Source organism: Arthrobacter sp. CP30, from assembly GCF_053470025.1.
The window spans coordinates 190,659-209,874 of the sequence record NZ_JBQEMM010000005.1 but is presented as its reverse complement, the minus strand read 5'-3'; the positions used below and the strand labels follow the sequence as shown (position 1 = coordinate 209,874).

Annotated in this window: 12 protein-coding genes and 1 pseudogene; 2 read left to right on the top strand and 11 right to left on the bottom strand. The window is 71.9% G+C overall.

The window, feature by feature from the left end; all coding sequences use genetic code 11:
* Positions 1–84: 84 nt before the first annotated feature.
* The 3 genes from ACTIMO_RS09255 to ACTIMO_RS09245 are packed head-to-tail and all read right to left on the bottom strand — an operon-like array spanning position 85 to position 7,439.
* Entirely contained in the window at positions 85–3,564 is a 3,480-nt protein-coding gene (locus tag ACTIMO_RS09255; RefSeq protein WP_448182212.1) for an ATP-dependent helicase, read from the bottom strand.
* Complete coding sequence (locus ACTIMO_RS09250; protein WP_448182211.1) at positions 3,561–6,926, bottom strand: ATP-dependent helicase; 3,366 nt, start codon at positions 6,924–6,926, stop codon at positions 3,561–3,563. The genes ACTIMO_RS09255 and ACTIMO_RS09250 overlap by 4 nt, the downstream gene beginning before the upstream one ends.
* A 57-nt stretch (positions 6,927–6,983) precedes the next feature.
* A complete protein-coding gene (locus tag ACTIMO_RS09245) occupies positions 6,984–7,439 on the bottom strand; it encodes an MGMT family protein (RefSeq protein ID WP_448182210.1) in 456 nt (151 codons plus the stop codon).
* Positions 7,440–7,513: 74 nt separating this feature from the next.
* On the opposite strand from ACTIMO_RS09245, the pseudogene ACTIMO_RS09240 reads away from it, so the two are divergent.
* Positions 7,514–8,209, top strand: a pseudogene (locus tag ACTIMO_RS09240) (exonuclease domain-containing protein); the annotation flags it as partial.
* 372 nt (positions 8,210–8,581) lie between these two features.
* On the opposite strand, the gene hemL reads toward ACTIMO_RS09240, so the two are convergent.
* The 8 genes from hemL to hemE form a co-directional block, all read right to left on the bottom strand.
* Complete coding sequence (gene hemL / locus ACTIMO_RS09235; protein ID WP_448182209.1) at positions 8,582–9,916, bottom strand: glutamate-1-semialdehyde 2,1-aminomutase; 1,335 nt, start codon at positions 9,914–9,916, stop codon at positions 8,582–8,584.
* 10 nt (positions 9,917–9,926) lie between these two features.
* Entirely contained in the window at positions 9,927–10,913 is a 987-nt protein-coding gene (gene hemB / locus ACTIMO_RS09230) for a porphobilinogen synthase (RefSeq protein WP_448182208.1), read from the bottom strand.
* Positions 10,910–11,857 carry a uroporphyrinogen-III synthase gene (locus ACTIMO_RS09225; protein WP_448182207.1) on the bottom strand — a complete coding sequence of 316 codons (948 nt, stop codon included), beginning with the start codon at positions 11,855–11,857 and terminating at the stop codon, positions 10,910–10,912. Before ACTIMO_RS09225 ends, hemB begins: the two co-directional genes overlap by 4 nt.
* 32 nt (positions 11,858–11,889) lie before the next feature.
* Positions 11,890–12,855: a hydroxymethylbilane synthase gene (hemC, locus tag ACTIMO_RS09220; RefSeq protein WP_055769334.1), complete on the bottom strand. Its 966-nt coding sequence runs from the start codon at positions 12,853–12,855 to the stop codon at positions 11,890–11,892.
* Between the two features lie 14 nt (positions 12,856–12,869).
* Entirely contained in the window at positions 12,870–14,024 is a 1,155-nt protein-coding gene (locus ACTIMO_RS09215) for a ferrochelatase (RefSeq protein WP_448182265.1), read from the bottom strand.
* Positions 14,025–14,071: 47 nt separating this feature from the next.
* On the bottom strand, positions 14,072–14,791 hold the full coding sequence (gene hemQ, locus ACTIMO_RS09210) for a hydrogen peroxide-dependent heme synthase (RefSeq protein WP_082471300.1): 720 nt from the start codon (positions 14,789–14,791) through the stop codon (positions 14,072–14,074).
* A 71-nt stretch (positions 14,792–14,862) separates the two neighbouring features.
* Positions 14,863–16,569 carry a protoporphyrinogen oxidase gene (gene hemG, locus ACTIMO_RS09205; protein ID WP_448182206.1) on the bottom strand — a complete coding sequence of 569 codons (1,707 nt, stop codon included), beginning with the start codon at positions 16,567–16,569 and terminating at the stop codon, positions 14,863–14,865.
* A gap of 2 nt (positions 16,570–16,571) precedes the next feature.
* Entirely contained in the window at positions 16,572–17,633 is a 1,062-nt protein-coding gene (gene hemE / locus ACTIMO_RS09200) for a uroporphyrinogen decarboxylase (RefSeq protein WP_422390271.1), read from the bottom strand.
* Positions 17,634–17,816: 183 nt separating this feature from the next.
* On the opposite strand from hemE, the gene ACTIMO_RS09195 reads away from it, so the two are divergent.
* Positions 17,817–19,199, top strand: coding sequence for a glutamyl-tRNA reductase (locus tag ACTIMO_RS09195; protein ID WP_448182205.1), 1,383 nt, complete (start codon positions 17,817–17,819; stop codon positions 19,197–19,199).
* The last annotated feature ends 17 nt before the right edge of the window (positions 19,200–19,216 follow it).

The window sequence follows — 19,216 nt, the reverse complement described above, 5'->3', positions numbered from 1 at the left end:
GGGGGCCTATATCCCGTGCCGCCTCTCCGACCCGACGCGGAGGGCGACGCCGCCCCCGCACGTCACCTTCCGCCGAACCGGCGCTCATCCCGCTGCATCGGCGGCGAGCGTCGCCGTCGTGATGATGCGCTCGAGGTCGGCGGCGTCGGCCAGGTCATGGGGCCGCACCACCAGGTTGTCCGCCACATAGAAGAAGGCGGCGCGTACCGTGTCGAGGGGCACGTCCTTCAGCCGTGACCACGCGAGACGATAGACGGCCAGCTGGACGGCCTTGGCCGCGCGCCGGTCCGGAGCGGGCGGACGGCCGGTCTTCCAGTCGATCAGGTCCCAGCCGCCGTCGGCATCCCGGAACACGGCATCGATGCGTCCGCGCACCACGATGCCGCCGATCTTCGTCTCGATCGGAGCCTCGATGGCGGCAGGTTCACGCAACGCCCACTCCGACCGTTCGAACACCGCCGCCATGTCCTGGAGCCCGAGCGTCTCGTCCACGTGGGCATCGGCACCGCCAGGATACTCTCCGAGGTCGAGCATGCCGCCGGACCCGTAGAACTCCTCGATCCACGCGTGGAACGCGGTACCCTTCCGTGCCGCCGATCCGGGCCGTCGCGGGAGCGGCCGTCGAAGATGCTGCAGGACGGCTTCCGGATCCTCCCGGAGTTCGACGAGCGTGGACGCCGAGATGTGCGAAGGAAGTCCGAGGGGCGTCCGCTCCCGTTCACGGGCCTGCCGAGCGAGCGCGAGCCTCACTTCCCGCCCCCACCGCCCGCCGTCGTCATCGACGTCGAGGGTCGGCAGTGCCGTCTGCTCGAGGACGGCCCGTGCAGCTCCTTCCAGGTCCCGGCGCCTGGGTCCGAGCGGATCGACGGGCCAGGCCGCGCGTTCCGGACGAGCGTTGGCAGGGTTGGCGTCACCTTCCTCGCCCTCTGCGAGCCAGGACGGCGTCGAGAATCCGGGTGCACCGGAATCAGCCAGGGCGACAAGATCGGTCAGGTAGGGCGATGGACCGGAAGGCTTGGACCGCCCCCCGCCCCAGGCGGACGACGTGCAGACGAGAGCGTGCTTCGCGCGTGTGAAGGCCACGTAGGCGAGGCGCCGCTCTTCCCGCTCCGCGTGGGCCCGGGCCTCGTCGGTGAACCGCTGCTCGCTGACCAGCCACTCCTTCTGGTCCGGCTGCTCCCAGTCCCACTGCGGCAACTCGGGAGCGTCTCCGCGCAGGGTCCAGGGAATGGCGGAGTCACCGCTGCTCCATCGGGAGTCCTTGCCGCTCGGGAAAGACTTCCCGTTCAGTCCGGGCACGAAGACGACGTCCCACTCGAGGCCCTTCGAGGCGTGGACGGTCAGCAGCTGCACGGCGTCCCGGCTGGCTTCGAGCTGCGTGACGGGCAGCCCGTCCTCCTCCTGGTCGGCGGCCTCGAGCCAGGCGAGGAAGGCCGGAAGATCGACCCGCTCGGCGCTGGACACGAAACCGGCGACGGCCTCCGTGAAGGCGTCGAGGTTGCGGCGGGCTTCGTGGATGCTGACGCCCGGCTTCGCGGCGACCTCGATGTCGAGCAGGATGGTGCGTTCCACCTCCCCGATCAGGCTGCCCAGATCATCGCCGACGAAGCCACGGAGGGTCCGCAGTTCCTTCCTCAGCACATCAAGCCGACGACGAGCGGTGTCGCTGAGGGAGCGTCCCGACGAAGACACCCAGTCCGACGGCGGAAGGTAGTCGACCGCTTCGACGAGGCTCCCCGCCTCGGCGAGATCGGGAGCCACGACGGCGTCCAGGCTCTGGTCCTCGTCCAGCTCCGTCGCCGAGATGCCTCCCCGGCGGAACATCGCCTCCCGCGTCCGCGCGAGTTGCCGTGACCAGTCGCCCAGCGCCATCAGGTCCGCCGGACCGAGCCGCCACCGGGCTCCGGCGAGGAGCCGGAGCATCGAATCCGAGCGGTCGGGATCGCCGAGCACCCGCAGGGTGGCCAGCAGATCCACGATCTCCGGTGTGCGCAGCAGCCCGCCGAGACCCACGACCTGCACCGGGATGCCTTCCCGCTCCAGTTCCCGCCGGATCGGATCGAACTGCTTGCGGCCCCTGCAGAGCACCGCCATCGTGGGTCGGAGTGCCGTACCGTCGTCGCCCGTCTCGAAGGACCGTCGACGCTGCCGCAGCACTTCGCGGGCGATCGCTTCGGCCTCGCTGAGCGGCTGTCCGGCGGAACCGGACAGGGCCCCGGTGCCGGTGCGCGGCCCGGGAACCGCCTCGGGTGCGGAGTCCGCAGGGATCGGCGCGTCGGTGCGGAACCGCCCGAGGGTGACCTCGCCGAGGGGGGCGTCCGGCCTGGCGACCAGGCCCGGCACCTGCTGGACCGAGGAGCTGCGCAGCCACGGAGCAGGGACGTTGAGGGGTGCGGACACCGTGTTGGCGGCCTCGAGGATCGACGTCGAATTGCGCCAGGCCACCGACAGGTGGGCCACCGGTGACGGCGCCCGGCCCTCCGGTGCGACGACGGGGAAGGCCGTTCGGAACGTTGCGAGCTGGCCCGCCGACGCGCCCCTGAAGCCGTAGATCGACTGGTGCGGATCACCGACGGCGGTGACCGAACGGCCATCGGCGAACAACCGGGAGAACAGCACCATCTGGGCGTGCGAGGTGTCCTGGAACTCGTCGAGCAGGACGACCCGATACTTCTCACGCTCCATCCGTCCAGCCTCCGGGATGTCCTGCGCGATCCGCGCGGCGAGGGAGACGAGGTCGCCGAAGTCGAGCTGGCGGCGTGCGAGCTTCGCGGCAGCGTAGCGCTCCACCAGCTCGGTGACGGTGATCCGGGTACGCAGCTTGTTCAGGAGGTCGTGCACCTTCTGGGTCGCGGGCCGGGCCGCCCCCGCGACGTAGGACTGGGCGGCCACAAGGTCGATGTGCCGACGCAGCTCGGCACGGACGGTCGCGGGGCTGACCAGGTGTTCCGCGCACTCACCCGCCATGTCGAGGACCGCCTTCACGAGGGTGCTCTTCGCGGCGGTGAAATGCTCCCACTCGCCGTCGAAGGCCTCGACTACGGAGGAGGCCAGCTGCCAGGACTGCGCAGTCCCCAGCATCACGGAGTCCCGCTCGATGCCGATCCGCAGACCGTAGTCCTGCACGATGCCGTTCGCGAAGGAGTGGTAGGTCGAGATGGTGGGGTCGAGCCGGTCGAGGAGGTCGCTGCCGACGGAGGTGCCGTCGTCCGGGCGCGAGGCGTAGAGCTGCGCCAGGCGCTGGCGGACACGGGAGGCGAGTTCGCCGGCGGCTTTGCGCGTGAAGGTCACCCCGAGGATCTGCTCGGGGCGCACCAGGTCGTTGGCGACGAGCCAGACCACCCTGTCCGCCATGGTCTTGGTCTTCCCCGACCCGGCGCCGGCGATGACCAGCAGGGGTTCCAGTGGCGCTTCGATGACGCGTGCCTGGTCTTCCGTGGGGTACTGCACGGGAGCATCGGGATCGGAGTGGAGCAGTTCCGCGAGGCGGCGGGCCGAATAGCGCCGATGGGCCGGGCCCGGCTCGGCCGGACGGGACGAGCCGTCACCGGCGATGCCCGTCACTGCGTCACCTGCTTGCCCTCTTCGCACAGCGGACACACCTCGGGGAGCCGGCAACCGCTGCCGCCGAACCCCGACCGCCGCGGGTCGTGGACCGCCTCGAAGGAGGCGGCAGCCATCAGGGCCGCTGCATCCCCGATCATGGTCCGCGCCCAGGCGTCGTCCGGCCCGACCGCGGGCTGGTCCTGCACCGACACGTTCTTCGCGGTGGTTCCCAGCTGCACCAGCGACGCCCCTCCGGGAATGCTCGCCACCGGATCGGCGCGCCCCGCTCCGTCCTCGGCCGCTCCCGCGACCGCACCCTGTCCTTCGATCCGGGCGTCGGATCCTGCCGACTCCCCACCCGACAGATCATCCGACGGATCACCCGACAATGCGCCGGAAGCGACAGCCGTCTGGTAAGCCGCGAGCTGCGGATGGCGGGCGATGTCCCCTCCTGCGGGCGCGCTTTTGCCCGTCTTCAGGTCCACGACGACGAAACGCCCTTCCGCATCGAGCTCCAGCCGGTCGATCTGCCCACGGAGCCGTGCGACCCGCGCCGCGCCCGCGACCTCCACCTCCAGGTCCACCGAGAAGTCCACCTCGGTGGCGCGCAAGGACCTGCCGTCCGTCCGCATCGCCAGCACATAGGCGGCGAGCTTCCGCACCATGCCCTCGGCGCGGCGGAAATCCGCCTGTCCCTCCCACGTGTCCTTGATGCCGAGCTGGGGCCAGCGACGTTCGAGCTCCCGGACGTATTCGCTGCCGGTGGCGTCCGGCAGGTCCTGCGCGATCTGGTGCACGAGCGTTCCGAGCGAACGGGCGAAGTCGGTGGTGCGTTCGCCGCCGGCCGCCGAGACGAACCAGCTCAGCGGAGAGGCCAGCACGGACTCGACCTTCGACGGCGAGACGGGGATGGGCTGTTCCGGCGGCACCACGGGTTCGCTCGTGCTCAGGCCCAGCACCCCCCACCACTGGTCCGGATGCGCGCCGGGAACGCGCGGCTCGAGGGTCGCCATGCGTCCGAGGTGCCGGACCGCTTCCCGCGTGAGCACGCCGGCCACCTGCGGATCCTGCGCGAAGGTGCGCAGCTCCGCGACGAGGGCCCGGAGCGTCAGCGGCCTGAGGACCTGCGTGCGGGCCCTCTCGGTGACACCGGCCGGCAAGGGGTCCACGACGTCGAGGAACGGCGACGGTTGCTCGTCCTGCGACGCCACGGCGCAGCAGATCAGTTCTTCGGTGGCGCGCGAGACGGCCAGCGAGAAGGTCCGCAGCTCGTCGAAGCGGATGTCCTGCAGCAGTGACACCGGGTCGCGGGTACTGCGGAAGGTCTCGCCGTGGTCCAGGAGGGCGCGCAACTCCCCCGAACCCAGGAGCTCGCCGCGCAGGCGGAGATTGGGCCAGACGCCGTCCTGCACCCCACCGACGATCACCATGGGCCAGTGGCGGCCGGCAGCACTCGCCGGTGTCAGCACGGAGACGGACGCCTGCCGCTTGGTGCGCTGGGCCAGGGTGTCCATGGGGATGTCCTGGCTCAGGATGTAGTCGAGGAAGAGTTCGGGATCGGCGCCCGGCATCTGCTCGACGAAGCGTTCGGCCGTGTGGAAGAGGGCCATCATGGCGTCCAGGTCGCGGTCGGCCCGGGTGGACGACGGGCCCTCCGCCAGGGCTGCCCCCGACCACTGCTGGGCGAGACCCGACGCCGACCACAGTGCCCACAGGACGGTCTCCGGGTCTCGCCCGGCATCCGCGGCAGCGGACCTGCCGGCCTCCAGCATCCGGTGCAGGCGTCGCACCGGAGCACCCTCCGCCGGGAGCGCGGCGATCTCCTCCGGCGACGAGAAGAGGGCCGTGAGCAGTTCGTCGCTCGTCCGGCCCCCGCCCAGCTGCAGCTCGGTCCGCCGCAGGATCTGACGGAGCCGTCGGAGGTCGAGGCTGCCGGCGCCCCCGATCCTCGAGGTCAGCAGGGAGATGCAGAGCTCGGTGTCGAGCTCCGCGCGCCCCACCACGACGGCGTAGAGATCGAGCAGGGGCCGGACCGCGGGTTCCTCCCTGATGGCGGTCTCCGCGGCCGGGACGTTCACCGCGATCCCCTGCGCCGACAGGAAGCGCTGCACTGCGGAGACCTGCGCGCCGTTGCGGACGATCACCGCGATGTCATCGAGGCTGCGCTCCCCGAACAGGTGTGCCTCGAGGATCCGCTGCGTGATGAAGCGCTGTTCGTGGAACGCGCTGTCGAGGACATGCGCGGAGGCCACGCCCGCACCGGGGATCCCCGTGACGGGGTCTCCCGCGGGTGAGGGCTCGACATCCGCCGCGGGCAGGGACCGGTAGGCCGTGCTCACGCCGGTAGTCGCGATGCGGGATGCCACCTTCTCCCAGGCCCGGGCGAGACCGCCCGACAGCGTCAGCGACCCGGGCAGCAGCACCGTCGAGAACCGATCGCGCCGACCGAAGAGGCCGGACAGCCGGCCCGCGAGTTCGGGCCGGGCTCCACGAAAGCCCTGCGCCACGGTGTCCGGGCAGGAGGTGATGACGACGTCGTTTCCTGCCCCGATGAGCCCGAGGAGCGCGTGGACCGCGGGGTTGGCCTCCTGGTAGTCGTCCACGAGGACGAGCTGCAGGCGGGCCCGCTCCTGGTCGAGGAACGTGGGGTCGGTCTCGAGGATCTCCCGCGCTGCGGTGAGGATGCCCGCCGGATCGAAGGCCTCCGGCATACGGAGGTCGAGGACGTCCCGGTACTCACGGTAGAGGGAGGCGGCGGCCACCCAGTCGGGGCGGTCGAAGCGCTCTCCCCAGGCAGCCAGGTCCGCGGCAGGTACGCCGTACTCGCTGACGCGGTCGAACAGGTCGCGGATCTCCTGGCGGAACCCACGGGTCGGCAGGGCGAGGGAGAGGTCGGACGGCCAGACGAGCGGCGGCGCGCCCGCCCGGTCATGGCCGGAGAGGAGCTCCTTGATGATGAGATCCTGCTCGGCGCCCGAGAGGAGCCTCGGCGGCCGCGTGATGAGCGGCGTCCGGCCCTCCGCCCTCGCCCGACGGATGAGGTCGAAGGCATAGGAGGACCACGTGCGCGCGGGAGCCGTGCTGATGCTCCGGTCGAGTTTCGCGGTCAGGTCATCCCTCAACCTCGTGGCGGCAGCCCGTGTGGGACCGAGCAGCAGCAGACCGTCGGGATCGAGGACGCCGGCTTCGATCCGGCGCACCGCGAGATCGGTCAGAAGCGTCGACCGGCCGCTGCCCGGAGCACCGAGGACGAGGACCTGGCCGGCGTGGTCCTGCAGCGAGGCGAGCACACCCTCGTACCCGTCCCTGAGCCCGTCGTCACGGTGGGGGCGGCCGCCGGTCGCGGGTGCGGGCGGTCCTTCGTGGAGCGTGCTGGTCATGGTTCAAGACCATCACATCCCACGGACAATCAGGCGTACCGCAACGGGTGTCCTGCGCTACGGCGCGGGACGGCTCACGGACGCGCCGAGGCGGGCCAGGGCGTCCTGCTGGGCAGGGGACGGCCACCAGCGCGCCTCAGCGAGGACCACCCTGTAGTCGTCCTCGTCCACGGGGTCCGCAGGTACGGCCAGGGCAGTGCCCTCGTCGTCGTACCTGGACCGTGCCTCCCGCGCGAGGCCCCGGGCAGGACGACCGCCGGCCCGCAGCACGCGCCACCACGGCACGTCCCGGGCGGCGAGGGAGAGGGCCCGCCCCACCTGCCGCGGCCCTCCGCAGGCCAGCAGTTCGGCGATGTCCCCGTAGGTGAGCACCTTCCCCGGAGGGATCATCGCCGTCACGTCGAGGACCGCCCCGGCATAGCCTGCGGGATCGGCCCGCGCCATCGGCCGAGACCCCGCGGCGGCCTCCCGCGGGCCCGGCGGCTGCCGGCGGCCGTCTGCTCGTGGTCGCATGGGCTCAACCCTAGACCGGCGGGGCAGCGGAGCGGCGCACCGATTTGGTCGGACCCCGCGACTACGGTGATGCCATGACGAGCTGGCACACGGCGCCGAGGGCGGCCTTCGACCTGGAGACGACCGGACGGGATCCCCTGTCGGCACGCATCGTCACGGCGACCATCATCGTCGTCGACGGCGCGGGAACGGTACTGGAGCATCACGAGTGGCTGGCCGATCCGGGTATCGAGATCCCGGCGGGCGCGGCGGCGATCCACGGCATCACCACGGACCACGCCCGCTCGCTCGGCCTGGACGCCGGCGCGGTGGTCGGCGGCATCGCCGCGGTCCTCGCGCGCCTGTTCGCCGCGGACATCCCGGTCCTGGCCTACAACGCCCGCTACGACTTCACCGTGCTCGCCGAGGAGGGACGCCGGCACGGCATCGCCGTACCGGTGCCCTCGCCCGTGATCGATCCCTTCATCATGGACAAGCAGGCCGACCGGTACCGGCGGGGCAAGCGGACGCTGACGGCACTGTGCGAGCACTACGGCGTGCGCTTCGACAACGCCCACACATCCGCCGCGGATGTTTTGGCGACCCTGCGGGTCGGTGACATCCTCGCCGACCGGTTCCCGTTCCTCCAGCGTCCGGCGCGAGAACTGCACAGCGCGCTCGTCGTGTGGGCCGACCGCCAGGCGGACAGTTTCGAGGAGTATCTGCGCCGGACCGAGCCCGACGCCGTGATCGAACGGGCCTGGCCCGTCGTGCCCCGCGAGCAGGACACGCGACGGCCGGAACACTCCGTCGACCTCCGAGCGGAGCGGGTGGACGACGCGACACGGATCTCCGCTGCCGGCGCATCCGGCGGACCCGCACCCGCGGGAGCGGTCGAGGTCCTGCCCGCGGGAGCGGTCGAGGTCCTCCCCGCAGGCGCGGGACCGACGGCGACCGCCGGCGCGGCCGGTCCCGACATCGCCCGCTCCGGCATCGAGCCCGGCATCGAGTCCGGCATTGAGTCCGGCGTCGGATCCGGCGTCGGGAAAGTCCACGACGCGTCCGGCACGATGCCGGCGACAGAAGCCGTCCCCGTACCGCAGGCCGCCGCCGTCGCCTGATGTGCGCCGATCGGCGGGCGGCCCGGCGTCAGCCGGTCAGGCTCAATCGCTCGGGACGGCTTCCGCGGCGGCCTTCGCCGCCGCGGGCAGCGCCGCATGGATGCGCTCCATCGCGGCGTCGTCGTGGGCTGCGGAGAGGAACCAGGCCTCGTAGACCGACGGCGGGAGGTAGACGCCCGACTCGAGCATGGAATGGAAGAACGGGCCATAGCGGAAGCCCTCCTGGCCCTGCGCATCGGCGTAGTTGCGGACACCGTGCTCGGCGGTGCCGAAGGCCACGCTGAAGAGGTTGCCGGCACGCTGGATGGAGTGGTCCACCCCGGCCCTCGTCAGCTCGGCGGACAGGGCGTCGCTCACCTCGAGCGACCGTGCGTCGACGTGGCGGTAGACGTCGTCCGTCGCTGCGGTGAGGGTGGCGACACCGGCCGCCATGGCGATGGGGTTCCCCGAGAGCGTTCCGGCCTGGTAGACAGGCCCGATCGGTGCGAGGTAGTTCATCACGGCGGCGCGACCGCCCAGGGCCGCCGCCGGGATCCCGCCGCCGATGACCTTGCCGAAGGTGAGGAGATCCGGGGTCCACGGGTGCTCGGCGTCGTCGGCCCCGCCGGTCAGCTTCCAGTAGCCGCCCGGGTGCGTCCGGAACCCGGTCATCACCTCGTCGACGATGAACAGGGCGCCGTGCTCGGTGGTGATCCGGCTGAGAAAGGCGTTGAAGCCGGGAGCAGGAGTCACGACACCCATGTTCGCCGGTGCGGCTTCGGTGATGACGGCGGCGATGTGCTCGCCGTGCGTGCGGAAGGCCTCCTCGACGGCTTCGACGTCGTTGTAGGGCAGCACGAGCGTCTCCGCCGTCGTGGCCTCCGTGACGCCTGCGGAACCGGGCAGCGCCAGCGTGGCGACGCCGGAACCCGCGGCGGCGAGCAGGCTGTCCACGTGGCCGTGGTAGCAGCCCGCGAACTTGACGATCAGGGTACGGGACGTGAAGCCGCGCGCCAGCCGGACGGCCGTCATGGTCGCCTCGGTGCCGGTCGACACCATCCGCAGGAGCTCGACGGCGGGCACCCGTTCCTTGACGAGCTGCGCCAGGTCCGCCTCTGCGGGCGTCGATGCGCCGAACGTCAGACCGTGGTCGACGGCGCGGTGCACGGCGGCGATGACCTCCGGGTGGGAGTGCCCGAGGAGCGCCGGGCCCCAGGAACAGACGAGGTCGACGTACTGCGTGCCGTCGGCGTCGGTGACGTAGGCGCCGTGCGCATCGACGAGGAAGCGGGGGGTGCCGCCGACCGATCCGAAGGCCCGGACCGGCGAATTGACGCCGCCGGGCATGAGGTGGCGGGCACGCTCGTAGAGGGAGTCCGAGGTCGTGGACGTCGTCATGGTGGGTTCCTTAGCTGTGGGATTCGTCGAGCCAGAGCGCGAGCTCCGAGGCCCAGTAGGTGAGGATCATCTGCGCACCGGCACGCTTGATGCCGAGGACGGACTCCTCGATGGCGCGGCGGCGGTCGATCCAGCCGTTCGCCGCAGCGGCCTCGATCATCGCGTACTCACCGGAGATCTGGTACGCGGCGACGGGCACGGGTGACATGGCCGCGACATCGGCGAGGATGTCCAGATAGCTCATGGCCGGCTTGACCATCACCATGTCCGCACCCTCCTCGACGTCGAGTTCGACCTCGAGGAGGGCCTCGCGCCGGTTGGCGGCGTCCATCTGATAGGTCCGGCGATCGCCGGTGAGCTGCGAGTCGACCGCTTCGCGGAACGGACCGTAGAACGCCGAGGCATACTTCGCCGCGTAGGCGAGCACCACGGTGTCCTGGTGTCCCGCCTCGTCGAGCGCCTGCCGGATGACGGCGACCTGCCCGTCCATCATCCCGGACGGCCCGAGGACGTGCGCCCCCGCGTTCGCCTGCTCGACGGCCATCTGCGCGTACAGCGCCAGCGTGGCGTCGTTGTCGACCGATCCGTCGCCCGCGAGGACGCCGCAGTGGCCGTGGTCGGTGAATTCGTCGAGGCAGACGTCGCTCATCACGACGAGCGCATCGCCGACCTCGGCCCGGACGTCGGCGATCGCCCGGTTGAGGACGCCGTCGGGGTCGATGCCGGCGCTGCCGGTCGCATCCCGGTGTTCGGGGATGCCGAAGAGCATGATGCCGCCGACCCCGCGCTGCACCGCCTCGGACGCCGCGCGCTTGAGCGACTCCGTGGTGTGCTGGACGACGCCGGGCATCGACAGGATGGGAGAGGGCTCCGTGAGTCCTTCGCGGATGAAGGCGGGCAGGATCAGCTCGGATGGGTGGACGCGGTATTCGGCGACCATGCGGCGGAGCGCCGGCGTGGAGCGCAGCCGGCGCGGTCGGTGCTGGGGGAAGCTCATGGCTGGTCTCCGATCGGTGGTGCTGAGGTGGGTGCTGAGGTGGGTGCTGAGGTGGGTGCTGAGGTGGGTTCGGGTGGTGGTGCTGGAGCGGGTCCTGCGGGCGGTCCGGTCGACCCGGACACCGGCCGTCCCGATGGCAGGGTCACCGGTTCGGTCCCGAAGGCTTCCAGGACCGCCGCCCTGATCGCGGACGGGGTGGGTCCGGTCGCCGTCGCCCCCGGTTCCCAGCCCTGCCCGCGCAGTGCTGCCGCGGTCGTCGGACCGATCGCGACGGGGTGGAACGCCAACGGCCCGGCGGCCAGCCTTTCACGAAACTGCTGCACCGTGCTCGGCGCGGTGAAGACGACGGCGGGCTGGACACCGGCGGTCGCCAGCCCGACGACGTCGACCGGGACCAGCAGCGGCGGCGGAACTCCGTCCTCGACGACGCCGGGGACGCGCCGGGACGGGTGCGCCGGATACGGGACCGTGCGGTAGGCCTCGATCCGCTCGACCCGCCAGCCCAGGCCGGTGAGGCCCGCCCGGAGGTCGTCGGGTGCGAGGTCTGCCTGCGGCAGGAGGATCCGCTCGTGCCCTCGCCCGATGGCGCGGAGCAGGCCCGCGGAGGTCGCGTCGCCGGGTACCAGGTCGACGGCGACACCCGCGTCCTCGAGCAGGCGTGCGGTCGCCGAACCGACGGCCGCGACCCTCGTCCCACCCGCCGCTGCCGCGAGGCCCGCCGTATGGGCCCGGCCGATAGCATCGAGCGCCTGGACGGTGTTGCCGCTCGTCACCACGAGCCACCGGTACTCCCCCCGAGCCAGGGCCGTGAGCCCCTTCAGGACGGCGTCGACATCCCCCGGGAGCTCGGTCTCCGTGAGCGGCAACGCGAAGACGGACAGCGCCGCCGCCCGGAGCGCATCGGCGATGCGGACCGCCCGTGCAGGATGGCGGAGGACGATCACGCTCCTCGCCGCCGGGCCGCCGACCACGCGGGTCAGCTGCTCAGGGGTGCGATATCGGCGGCGCCGGCAGCGAGCAGTTCCTCGGCGAGCTCCACCCCGAGCCGCGCGGCGGCCACCGCGTCCGTTGCGGGAGCCGATCGCGTCACGCGGAGGATCGCCCGGCCGTCGAGGCTGCACACCACCGCCTCGAGCGCGAGTTCCTCGCCCTGCAGCCGGGCGAGGGCACCGATCGGAGCGGCGCAGCCGGCCTCGAGCTGCAGCAGGACGGCCCGCTCCGCCGTCACGGCCAGGCGCGTGGGCAGGTGGTCGTAGGCGGCCAGGGCCTCACGCATCCCGGGGGTGGCCTCGGCCTCGCGGCACTCGACGGCCAGCGCTCCCTGTCCGGGTGCTGGGAGCATCACGGCGGGATCGATCAGTTCGGTGATCGCGTCGTCACGGCCGAGCCGCTTGAGGCCGGCAGCGGCGAGGACGACGGCGTCGAGATCACCCGGCGCGCCGATCACGAGTCCCGCGACGCGTCCGAGGCGCGTGTCGACATTCCCGCGGATGTCGACGACGTCCAGGCCCGGCCGCGCGGCACGGAGCTGGGCCGCCCGGCGGGGCGACCCGGTCCCCACGCGCGCACCGTCCGGCAGGGTCGCGAGCGTCAGTCCGTCACGGGCGCAGAGGGCGTCACGGACGTCCTCCCGCTCCGGGACGGACGCCACGGTGAGGCCCGGAGCAGGCAGGGTGGGCAGGTCCTTGAGCGAGTGGACCGCGATGTCGCAGCGCTCCTCGAGCAGCGCGTCACGCAGCGCCGCGACGAACACACCCGTACCTCCGATCTGCGACAGCGACCCCCGGAGGACATCCCCTTCCGTGCGGATGCGCACCAGTTCATACGGCAGGGCTGCGAGGTCGGCCACGCGCTCGGCCACCGTCGTCGTCTGGGTCATCGCGAGTGCGCTGCCCCTGGTCCCCACCCGGATGGCGCCGGTCGCCCCGGCCTGCGTGTCCATGGTTCCCGCCGACATCACATACCGGGGTTGGGCAGCGGCGTCCCCACGGTGGAGTCGACGGAGGCGATGGTCGGCTTCTCCCCGCGCCGGTTCGCGCAGCAGTTCGGCCGGCAGACGTCGTACCAGGGGCCGAGCGCGGTGGCGGACGGACGGTCGGCGATGTTGTTGTCGATCGTCCGCTCGAGGATGAGGTCGACCAGGCCGGCGACGAACGTGGCGTGCGTGCCGGGGGTCGGGACGCGGTCCGCCACGATACCGAGCTCACCGCACGTCTCCAGCGCCTCGGTGTCGAGGTCCCAGGCCACCTCCATGTGGTCGGAGACGAAACCGAGCGGCACGATCACGACGCCGCGGGTGCCGCCCTCGTAGCGGTCACGCAGGGCATCGCTGATGTCGGGCTCGAGCCACGGGATGTGCGGGGCACCGGACCTGGACTGGTAGACGAGCGACCATTCGACACCGGCGGCCTCGGGGATGCGGTCGAGGACGGCCTGCGCTGTCGCGAGGTGCTGGGCCACGTAGGCGCCCTCCTCGTGGGCGGGCCCGCCGTCGCCGTTCCGCGGCCCCGCGGCCTCGGCGTCACCTATGGGGATCGAGTGGGTGGAGAACATGATGTGCACGGGGGCGTCAGGCGTGCCCTGCTCCGCGAGACCTGCACGGACCGTGGCGAGTCCCCCGGTGACACCTTCCACGAACGGCTCGACGAAGCCCGGGTGGTCGAAGTACTGGCGCACCTTGTCCACCTCGAGGCGTCCCTCGAGGCCGGTCTTCACGAGTGCCATCCCGAGGTCCTCGCGGTACTGGCGGCAGCTGGAGTAGCAGGAGTAGGCGCTCGTGGTGACGGCGAGCACCTTGCGGTGTCCGGCGTCGTACGCCTCCTGCAGGGTGTCGGCGATGAACGGCTCCCAGTTGCGGTTCCCCCAGAAGACCGGCAGGTCGATGCCGCGGTTGCGCAGCTCGGCCTCCATCGCCGCGCGGAGGGCGCGGTTCTGGCTGTTGATGGGGCTGACGCCACCGAAGGCCCGGTAGTGGTGCGAGACCTCCTCGAGCCGCTCGTCGGGGATGCCGCGGCCGCGGGTGACGTTGCGCAGGAACGGGATGACGTCGTCCTGGCCCTCGGGTCCGCCGAAGGAGGCGAGCACGACGGCGTCGTACGCCTTCGGCGCCATGCGGCCGTTCTCGTCGACTCCGTCGAGGGGGTTGAATGCCTGTGTCGTCACTGGAGCACCTCTGCAATCTCGTCGTGGTTGATCCGCCGGCCGGTGTAGAACGGCACTTCCTCGCGCACGTGGCGGCGTGCTTCGGTCTCCCGCAGGTATCGCATCAGGTCGACGAGGTCGACGAGGTCCGGAGCCTCGAGTGCCAGGATCCATTCGTAGTCGTTGAGGGCGAAGGATGACACGGTGTTGGAGATGACCTGGGGATACTTCCGGCCCTTCAGCCCGTGATCCATGAGCATCTCCCGGCGCTCGTCGGTGGGCAGGATGTACCACTCGTAGGAGCGGACGAAGGGGTACACGCAGACCCACTCCGCCGGAGCCACCCCGCGGGAGAACGCCGGGCTGTGGGACTTCGAGAACTCGGCGTCGCGGTGCACGCCCATGGCGGACCACACCATGGTGGTCTCGGCGAACATCTCGGTCCTCCTGAGCCTGCGGACCGCCATCTGGAGGTCCTCCGGGCGGGGCCCGTGCAGCCAGACCATGACGTCGGCGTCGGCCCGCATCGCGGAGACGTCGTAGAAGCCACGGAGCACCACGCCGTCCTGCTCGAAGGAGGCGACGACCTCGTCGAGCGTGTGGGCACCGGAATCGGTCGTCGCGGAACCCCGCTTGAAGACCGTCCAGAGCGTGTAGAACAACTCACCCGGGGCTTCGGCGCCCTCTCCGGTCTGCTGTGGAGCGTGGGCGGGGTTGCTACCGTTCGGCTCAGTCATGGTACTAGTCTGCCCCCGCCGGAAGACGATTCGAAATCCTTCTCTTCTACAAACGGTAGAAGAGACGAACGTCACATCGGGGCGCCGGTGTCGCCCCTCAGCAGGACGTCAGCAAGGGCTGTCGCCCGCACCCGCGCGTCGTCGATGACGGCCACGAGTCCCGTCCCTGCCAGCCATCCGCCGGTCACGGCGAGCGACTCCGCAGCCGCGGCCACTGCCCCCCGGATGCGGGCGACGCGCTCGCGGTGACCCACGGAGGCGTGCGGCAGCGCGCCTGCCCAGCGCACCACGTCCCAGTCGAGGATGTCCGCCTCGTCGATGCCGACACCGAGCAGGGTCGAGGCGTCCGCGAGCGCGTGCCGGTAGAGGAGCTCGTCCGGTGAGGCGAGCCCGACGTCGGCCGGGGTGTCCCCCACCCGCCCGAAGGACAGCCGCAGGACGTGCGAGCCCGGACCCGCCTGGTCGCGCAGCCACGCCCACTTCGCGGTCGAGTGCGTCAGTGCCTTCGCGGCGACCCCCTCGACACCCCGGGCCACGAGGACGCCCGTCCCGCGCGGCCGGGCATCGAGTTCGGGGACGTCCACGATCATCGTCACCAGGGCGACGCCGGGCACCGGATCGGGGCGCTCGTCGGCGAGGGCCGGGATGGCAGGAGCCAGCAGGTCGACGGCGGCGCGACCCTCGGTGGCCACGACGACGGCGTCCGCCCCGATGCGACGGGTCAGGGTCGAGTGCTCGGTGGTCACCGTCCAGCCCGCACCGTCGCGGGTCACGCCGGAGACCTGCTCTCCCGTCCGCAGGTCGGCGCCGTCGGCCCTGAGCTGCTCCACGAGCGCATCGCGGAGCTGGGCGATGCCACCGTCGAGGCCACCGACGGCGGCCCCCGCCGGTGCGGCCTTACGCAGCGCTCCGGCCGCCGCACCGAGGGATCCCAGCCGTCCCATGGTCGCCCGGAGCCCGGGGGCCACCGAGTCGACGTCGAGATCGTCCGGGTCGGCGGAGAACACACCACCGGCGACGGGCGCGACCAGGCGCGTCAGCACCTCCTCCCCCATCCGCGTGCGGACGAGTTCACCGAGGCTGACTCCGCTGCGGGTCGCCAGCGATCCCACGGGCAGCACCCTGTCCAGGGCCGCGCGCAGCGACCCTGCCCGGCCGATCACCGCGGTGATGGCGGGATCGCCCGGATCAGCGGGGATGCCGAGGACCCCGGAGTTCGGCAGGGGCTGCGCCGCCGCCCGGAGGTCCCTGCCGGGCAGCTGCACCCAGGCACCCGTGGCATCGGGCGTGACGATGCGGTCACCGAGTCCGAGCTCTCCGGCGAGCGCCGGGACGGTGGCCGAGCGCGTCGAGAAGGACTCGGCACCGCTGTCGAGCTGGAATCCTCCGAGCGATCTGCCGTCCACGGTCCCGCCGAAACGATCGGACCGTTCCAGGAGCGTGACGGCCAGTCCGCGGGCCAGCAGGGTCCGCGCGGCGACGAGGCCGGCCAGCCCTCCGCCGATGACCACGGTCCGGCGGCGGGCGGGTGCCGCGGCCGCGCCGTCGTCCGCTGCCGCCTCCCGTGCGGGTGCGGGCGGCGCTGCCGCTGCCGCTGCGGGCATGGTCGCCGGGGCTGCCTGAGCTACCGCCGGTGGGGAAGCCGCGAGCGAAAGCCCGTCCGCGGACGCGGCGGGACCGGACCCGACGACGGCGCCGGTCCGGCCACCTGCCCCGCGATCCACTGCTGCGGCGCCGGCGGGCGTCTCCCGCCGGCCACGCCCGACCGCCTTGTCCATGCCTACGGCTCCACGGAGTGGATGAGCTCCACGACGCGCGTGAGCACGTCGGGGTCGGTGTCCGGGGGGACGCCGTGCCCGAGGTTGACCACGTGACCGGGCGCCGAGGCGCCGGCTGCGAGGACCTCGCGCACATGGCGTTCGAGCACCGGCCACGGCGCGGGTAGCAGTGCCGGGTCGATGTTGCCCTGGAGCGGTACCGAGCCGCCGAGGCGCCGGTTAGCCTCGTCCAGCGGCAGCCGGTAGTCGACGCCGATCACGTCCACGCCGACCTCGTGCATCGCCGCCAGGAGCTCCGACGTACCGGTGCCGAAGTGGATGAGGGGTGCGCCGGAGCCCCGCACGTGGTCGAGGGCCCGGCGCGAGGCCGGCGCGACGTGCGTGCGGTAGTCGGCGAGACCCAGGGAACCCGCCCACGAGTCGAAGAGCTGGGCCGCACTGGCGCCCGCCTCGAGTTGAGCGCGGAGGAAGGCGCCGGAGGCGTCCGCCGCCCAGTCGGTGAGCGCGGACCACGTCCCGGGATCGGCGTGCATCATGGTGCGCGGACCCAGGTGGTCCCGGGAGGGCTTCCCCTCCACCATGTACGCGGCGAGCGTGAAGGGCGCGCCGGCGAACCCGATGAGCGGCGTGGTCCCGAGCTGCGCCACGGTCAGGGCCACCGCCTGCCTGATCGGCTCGAGCGCCTCATCGGTCAGTGTGGGCAGGGCGGCGACGTCGGCCGCGGAGCGGATGGGCGAGCCGAGGACCGGGCCCACACCCGGCACGATGTCCACGTCCACGCCTGCGAGCTTGAGCGGGATGACGATGTCGGAGAAGAAGATGCCCGCATCGACGTCGTGGCGGCGGACGGGCTGCAGGGTGATCTCCGAGGCCATCTCCGGATCGAGGCACGACTCGAGCATGTCGGTCCCCGCGCGGAGGGCCCGGTACTCCGGCAGGGAGCGGCCGGCCTGGCGCATGAACCACACGGGCCGCCGATGCGGCGTCTGCCCGCGATAGGCGGAGATGAGTGCCGAGCCGGACGTGCGTCCGTCGACCAGCGGGTGCGATGCTCCAAGGTCCATACCGCCGATTCTGCCGAAGTTCACAGCGTTTGGATAACCGGCGCCGCCACGGGCCGGCCGGGCGTGCCCAAGATCACGCCCGTCCGAGTGGGGCAGGATTCCGCAGGATTCCGCGGATTGCAAGCTCCGGTAAGGCTGGCCTATTCAGTGGGGAAGGGCCGTTCTCGGTATGATCGAGGGGTTGTGGTACTTCTTTCACTTGTAGCGACACACTCGAATGTGGACCTGGAGACGGTCGCCCGACTGAGCGTCGGGGCCCCCCAGGTCCCTGCCGCCGTGCTCGCCGATGACAGGGCTGTCTCCGGCGCCGTCGTGCTGGCCACCTGCAACCGCTTCGAGATCTACGCCGAGGCACCGTCCGAGGACGACGTCGAAGCGGCACGATCCGCCATCGTCTCGACGATCAGCGAGTACTCCGGCATTCCCGAGCAGTCCGTCTCGGCATCCTTCGAGACCCATACCGGCCAGGACGTCGCCGAACACCTCTTCGCCGTCGGCGCCGGACTGGATTCCGCCGTGATCGGCGAGCGCGAGATCGCCGGCCAGGTCCGGCGCGCCCTCATCGACGCGCAGGGTTCGGGGGCTGCGAGCGGCGGGCTCGTCCGTCTCTTCCAGGCCGCGTCGAGGACCGCGAAGGACGTCGGGGCGCAGACCGCGCTCGGCAGCCGCGGCCGCTCGATCGTCTCCGTGGCCCTCGAACTCGCCGGGGACATCTCCGCGGACGCCGACTGGTCACGGAAGACGGTCGTGCTCTTCGGGACCGGCGCCTACGCGGGCGCCACCATGGCAGCACTCAAGGACCGTGGCTGCACCGACATCTCGGTGTTCTCCTCGTCCGGTCGCGCCGAGGCCTTCGTCGCCACGCGCGGCGGCACTGCCGTCACCGCCGCCGACCTCCCCGGAGCGATGCGCCGCGCCGACGTCGTCATCGGCTGCAGCGGCAGCGACGCGCGGATCGATGCGGCCGACCTCCAGCGGATCCGCGAGGGCGGCAACCGGCCGCTCGTCGTGATCGATCTCGCCCTCAGCCACGACTTCGATCCCGCCGTCGGCATGCTCGACGACGTCGAGCTCATCACGCTCGAATCCGTCCGAGCAGCGGCCCCCGAGGAGCAGGCGGACGCGCTCGCCCAGGCCAGCGACCTCGTGCGCGACGCCGCCCGCACCTTCGAGGAGCAGCAGGCGACCCGCGCGATGAACGCTGCGATCGTCGCCCTCCGGCAGCACACGCAGGCCGTGCTCGATTCCGAGATGGAGCGCGTCCGGGCGCAGCACGGGTGCACGGCTGCCGCCGAGGAGGTCGAGTTCGCCCTCCGCCGCATGGTCCGCCAGCTTCTCCACGTCCCGACCGTACGGGCGCGTGAGCTCGCCGCCGAGGGTCGCCAGGACGAGTACACCGCAGCACTCGAGGCCCTCTACGGCATCGAGGTGGCTCCAGCGGCCGAGAAGGGGACCGGGACCTCGGACGCGGCCCTGCCGCCTGCCGTTCCGCCGCACACCGGCCATATCCACCGCGATGGCGCCGTGTGCCCCGTCGATCACGGGCGCCCCGCCCGGAGCGCCTGACTCCGCCAGTCCCCTGC

Bases quoted from the DNA above. Each gene is read 5' to 3' on its own strand.
- ACTIMO_RS09250 (WP_448182211.1), bottom strand. From the start codon at position 6,926: ATGACCAGCACGCTCCACGAAGGACCGCCCGCACCCGCGACCGGCGGC.
- ACTIMO_RS09245 (WP_448182210.1), bottom strand. From the start codon at position 7,439: ATGCGACCACGAGCAGACGGCCGCCGGCAGCCGCCGGGCCCGCGGGAG.
- hemL (WP_448182209.1), bottom strand. From the start codon at position 9,916: ATGACGACGTCCACGACCTCGGACTCCCTCTACGAGCGTGCCCGCCAC.
- hemB (WP_448182208.1), bottom strand. From the start codon at position 10,913: ATGAGCTTCCCCCAGCACCGACCGCGCCGGCTGCGCTCCACGCCGGCG.
- hemC (WP_055769334.1), bottom strand. From the start codon at position 12,855: ATGGACACGCAGGCCGGGGCGACCGGCGCCATCCGGGTGGGGACCAGG.
- ACTIMO_RS09215 (WP_448182265.1), bottom strand. From the start codon at position 14,024: ATGGCGCCGAAGGCGTACGACGCCGTCGTGCTCGCCTCCTTCGGCGGA.
- hemQ (WP_082471300.1), bottom strand. From the start codon at position 14,791: ATGACTGAGCCGAACGGTAGCAACCCCGCCCACGCTCCACAGCAGACC.
- hemG (WP_448182206.1), bottom strand. From the start codon at position 16,569: ATGGACAAGGCGGTCGGGCGTGGCCGGCGGGAGACGCCCGCCGGCGCC.
- hemE (WP_422390271.1), bottom strand. From the start codon at position 17,633: ATGGACCTTGGAGCATCGCACCCGCTGGTCGACGGACGCACGTCCGGC.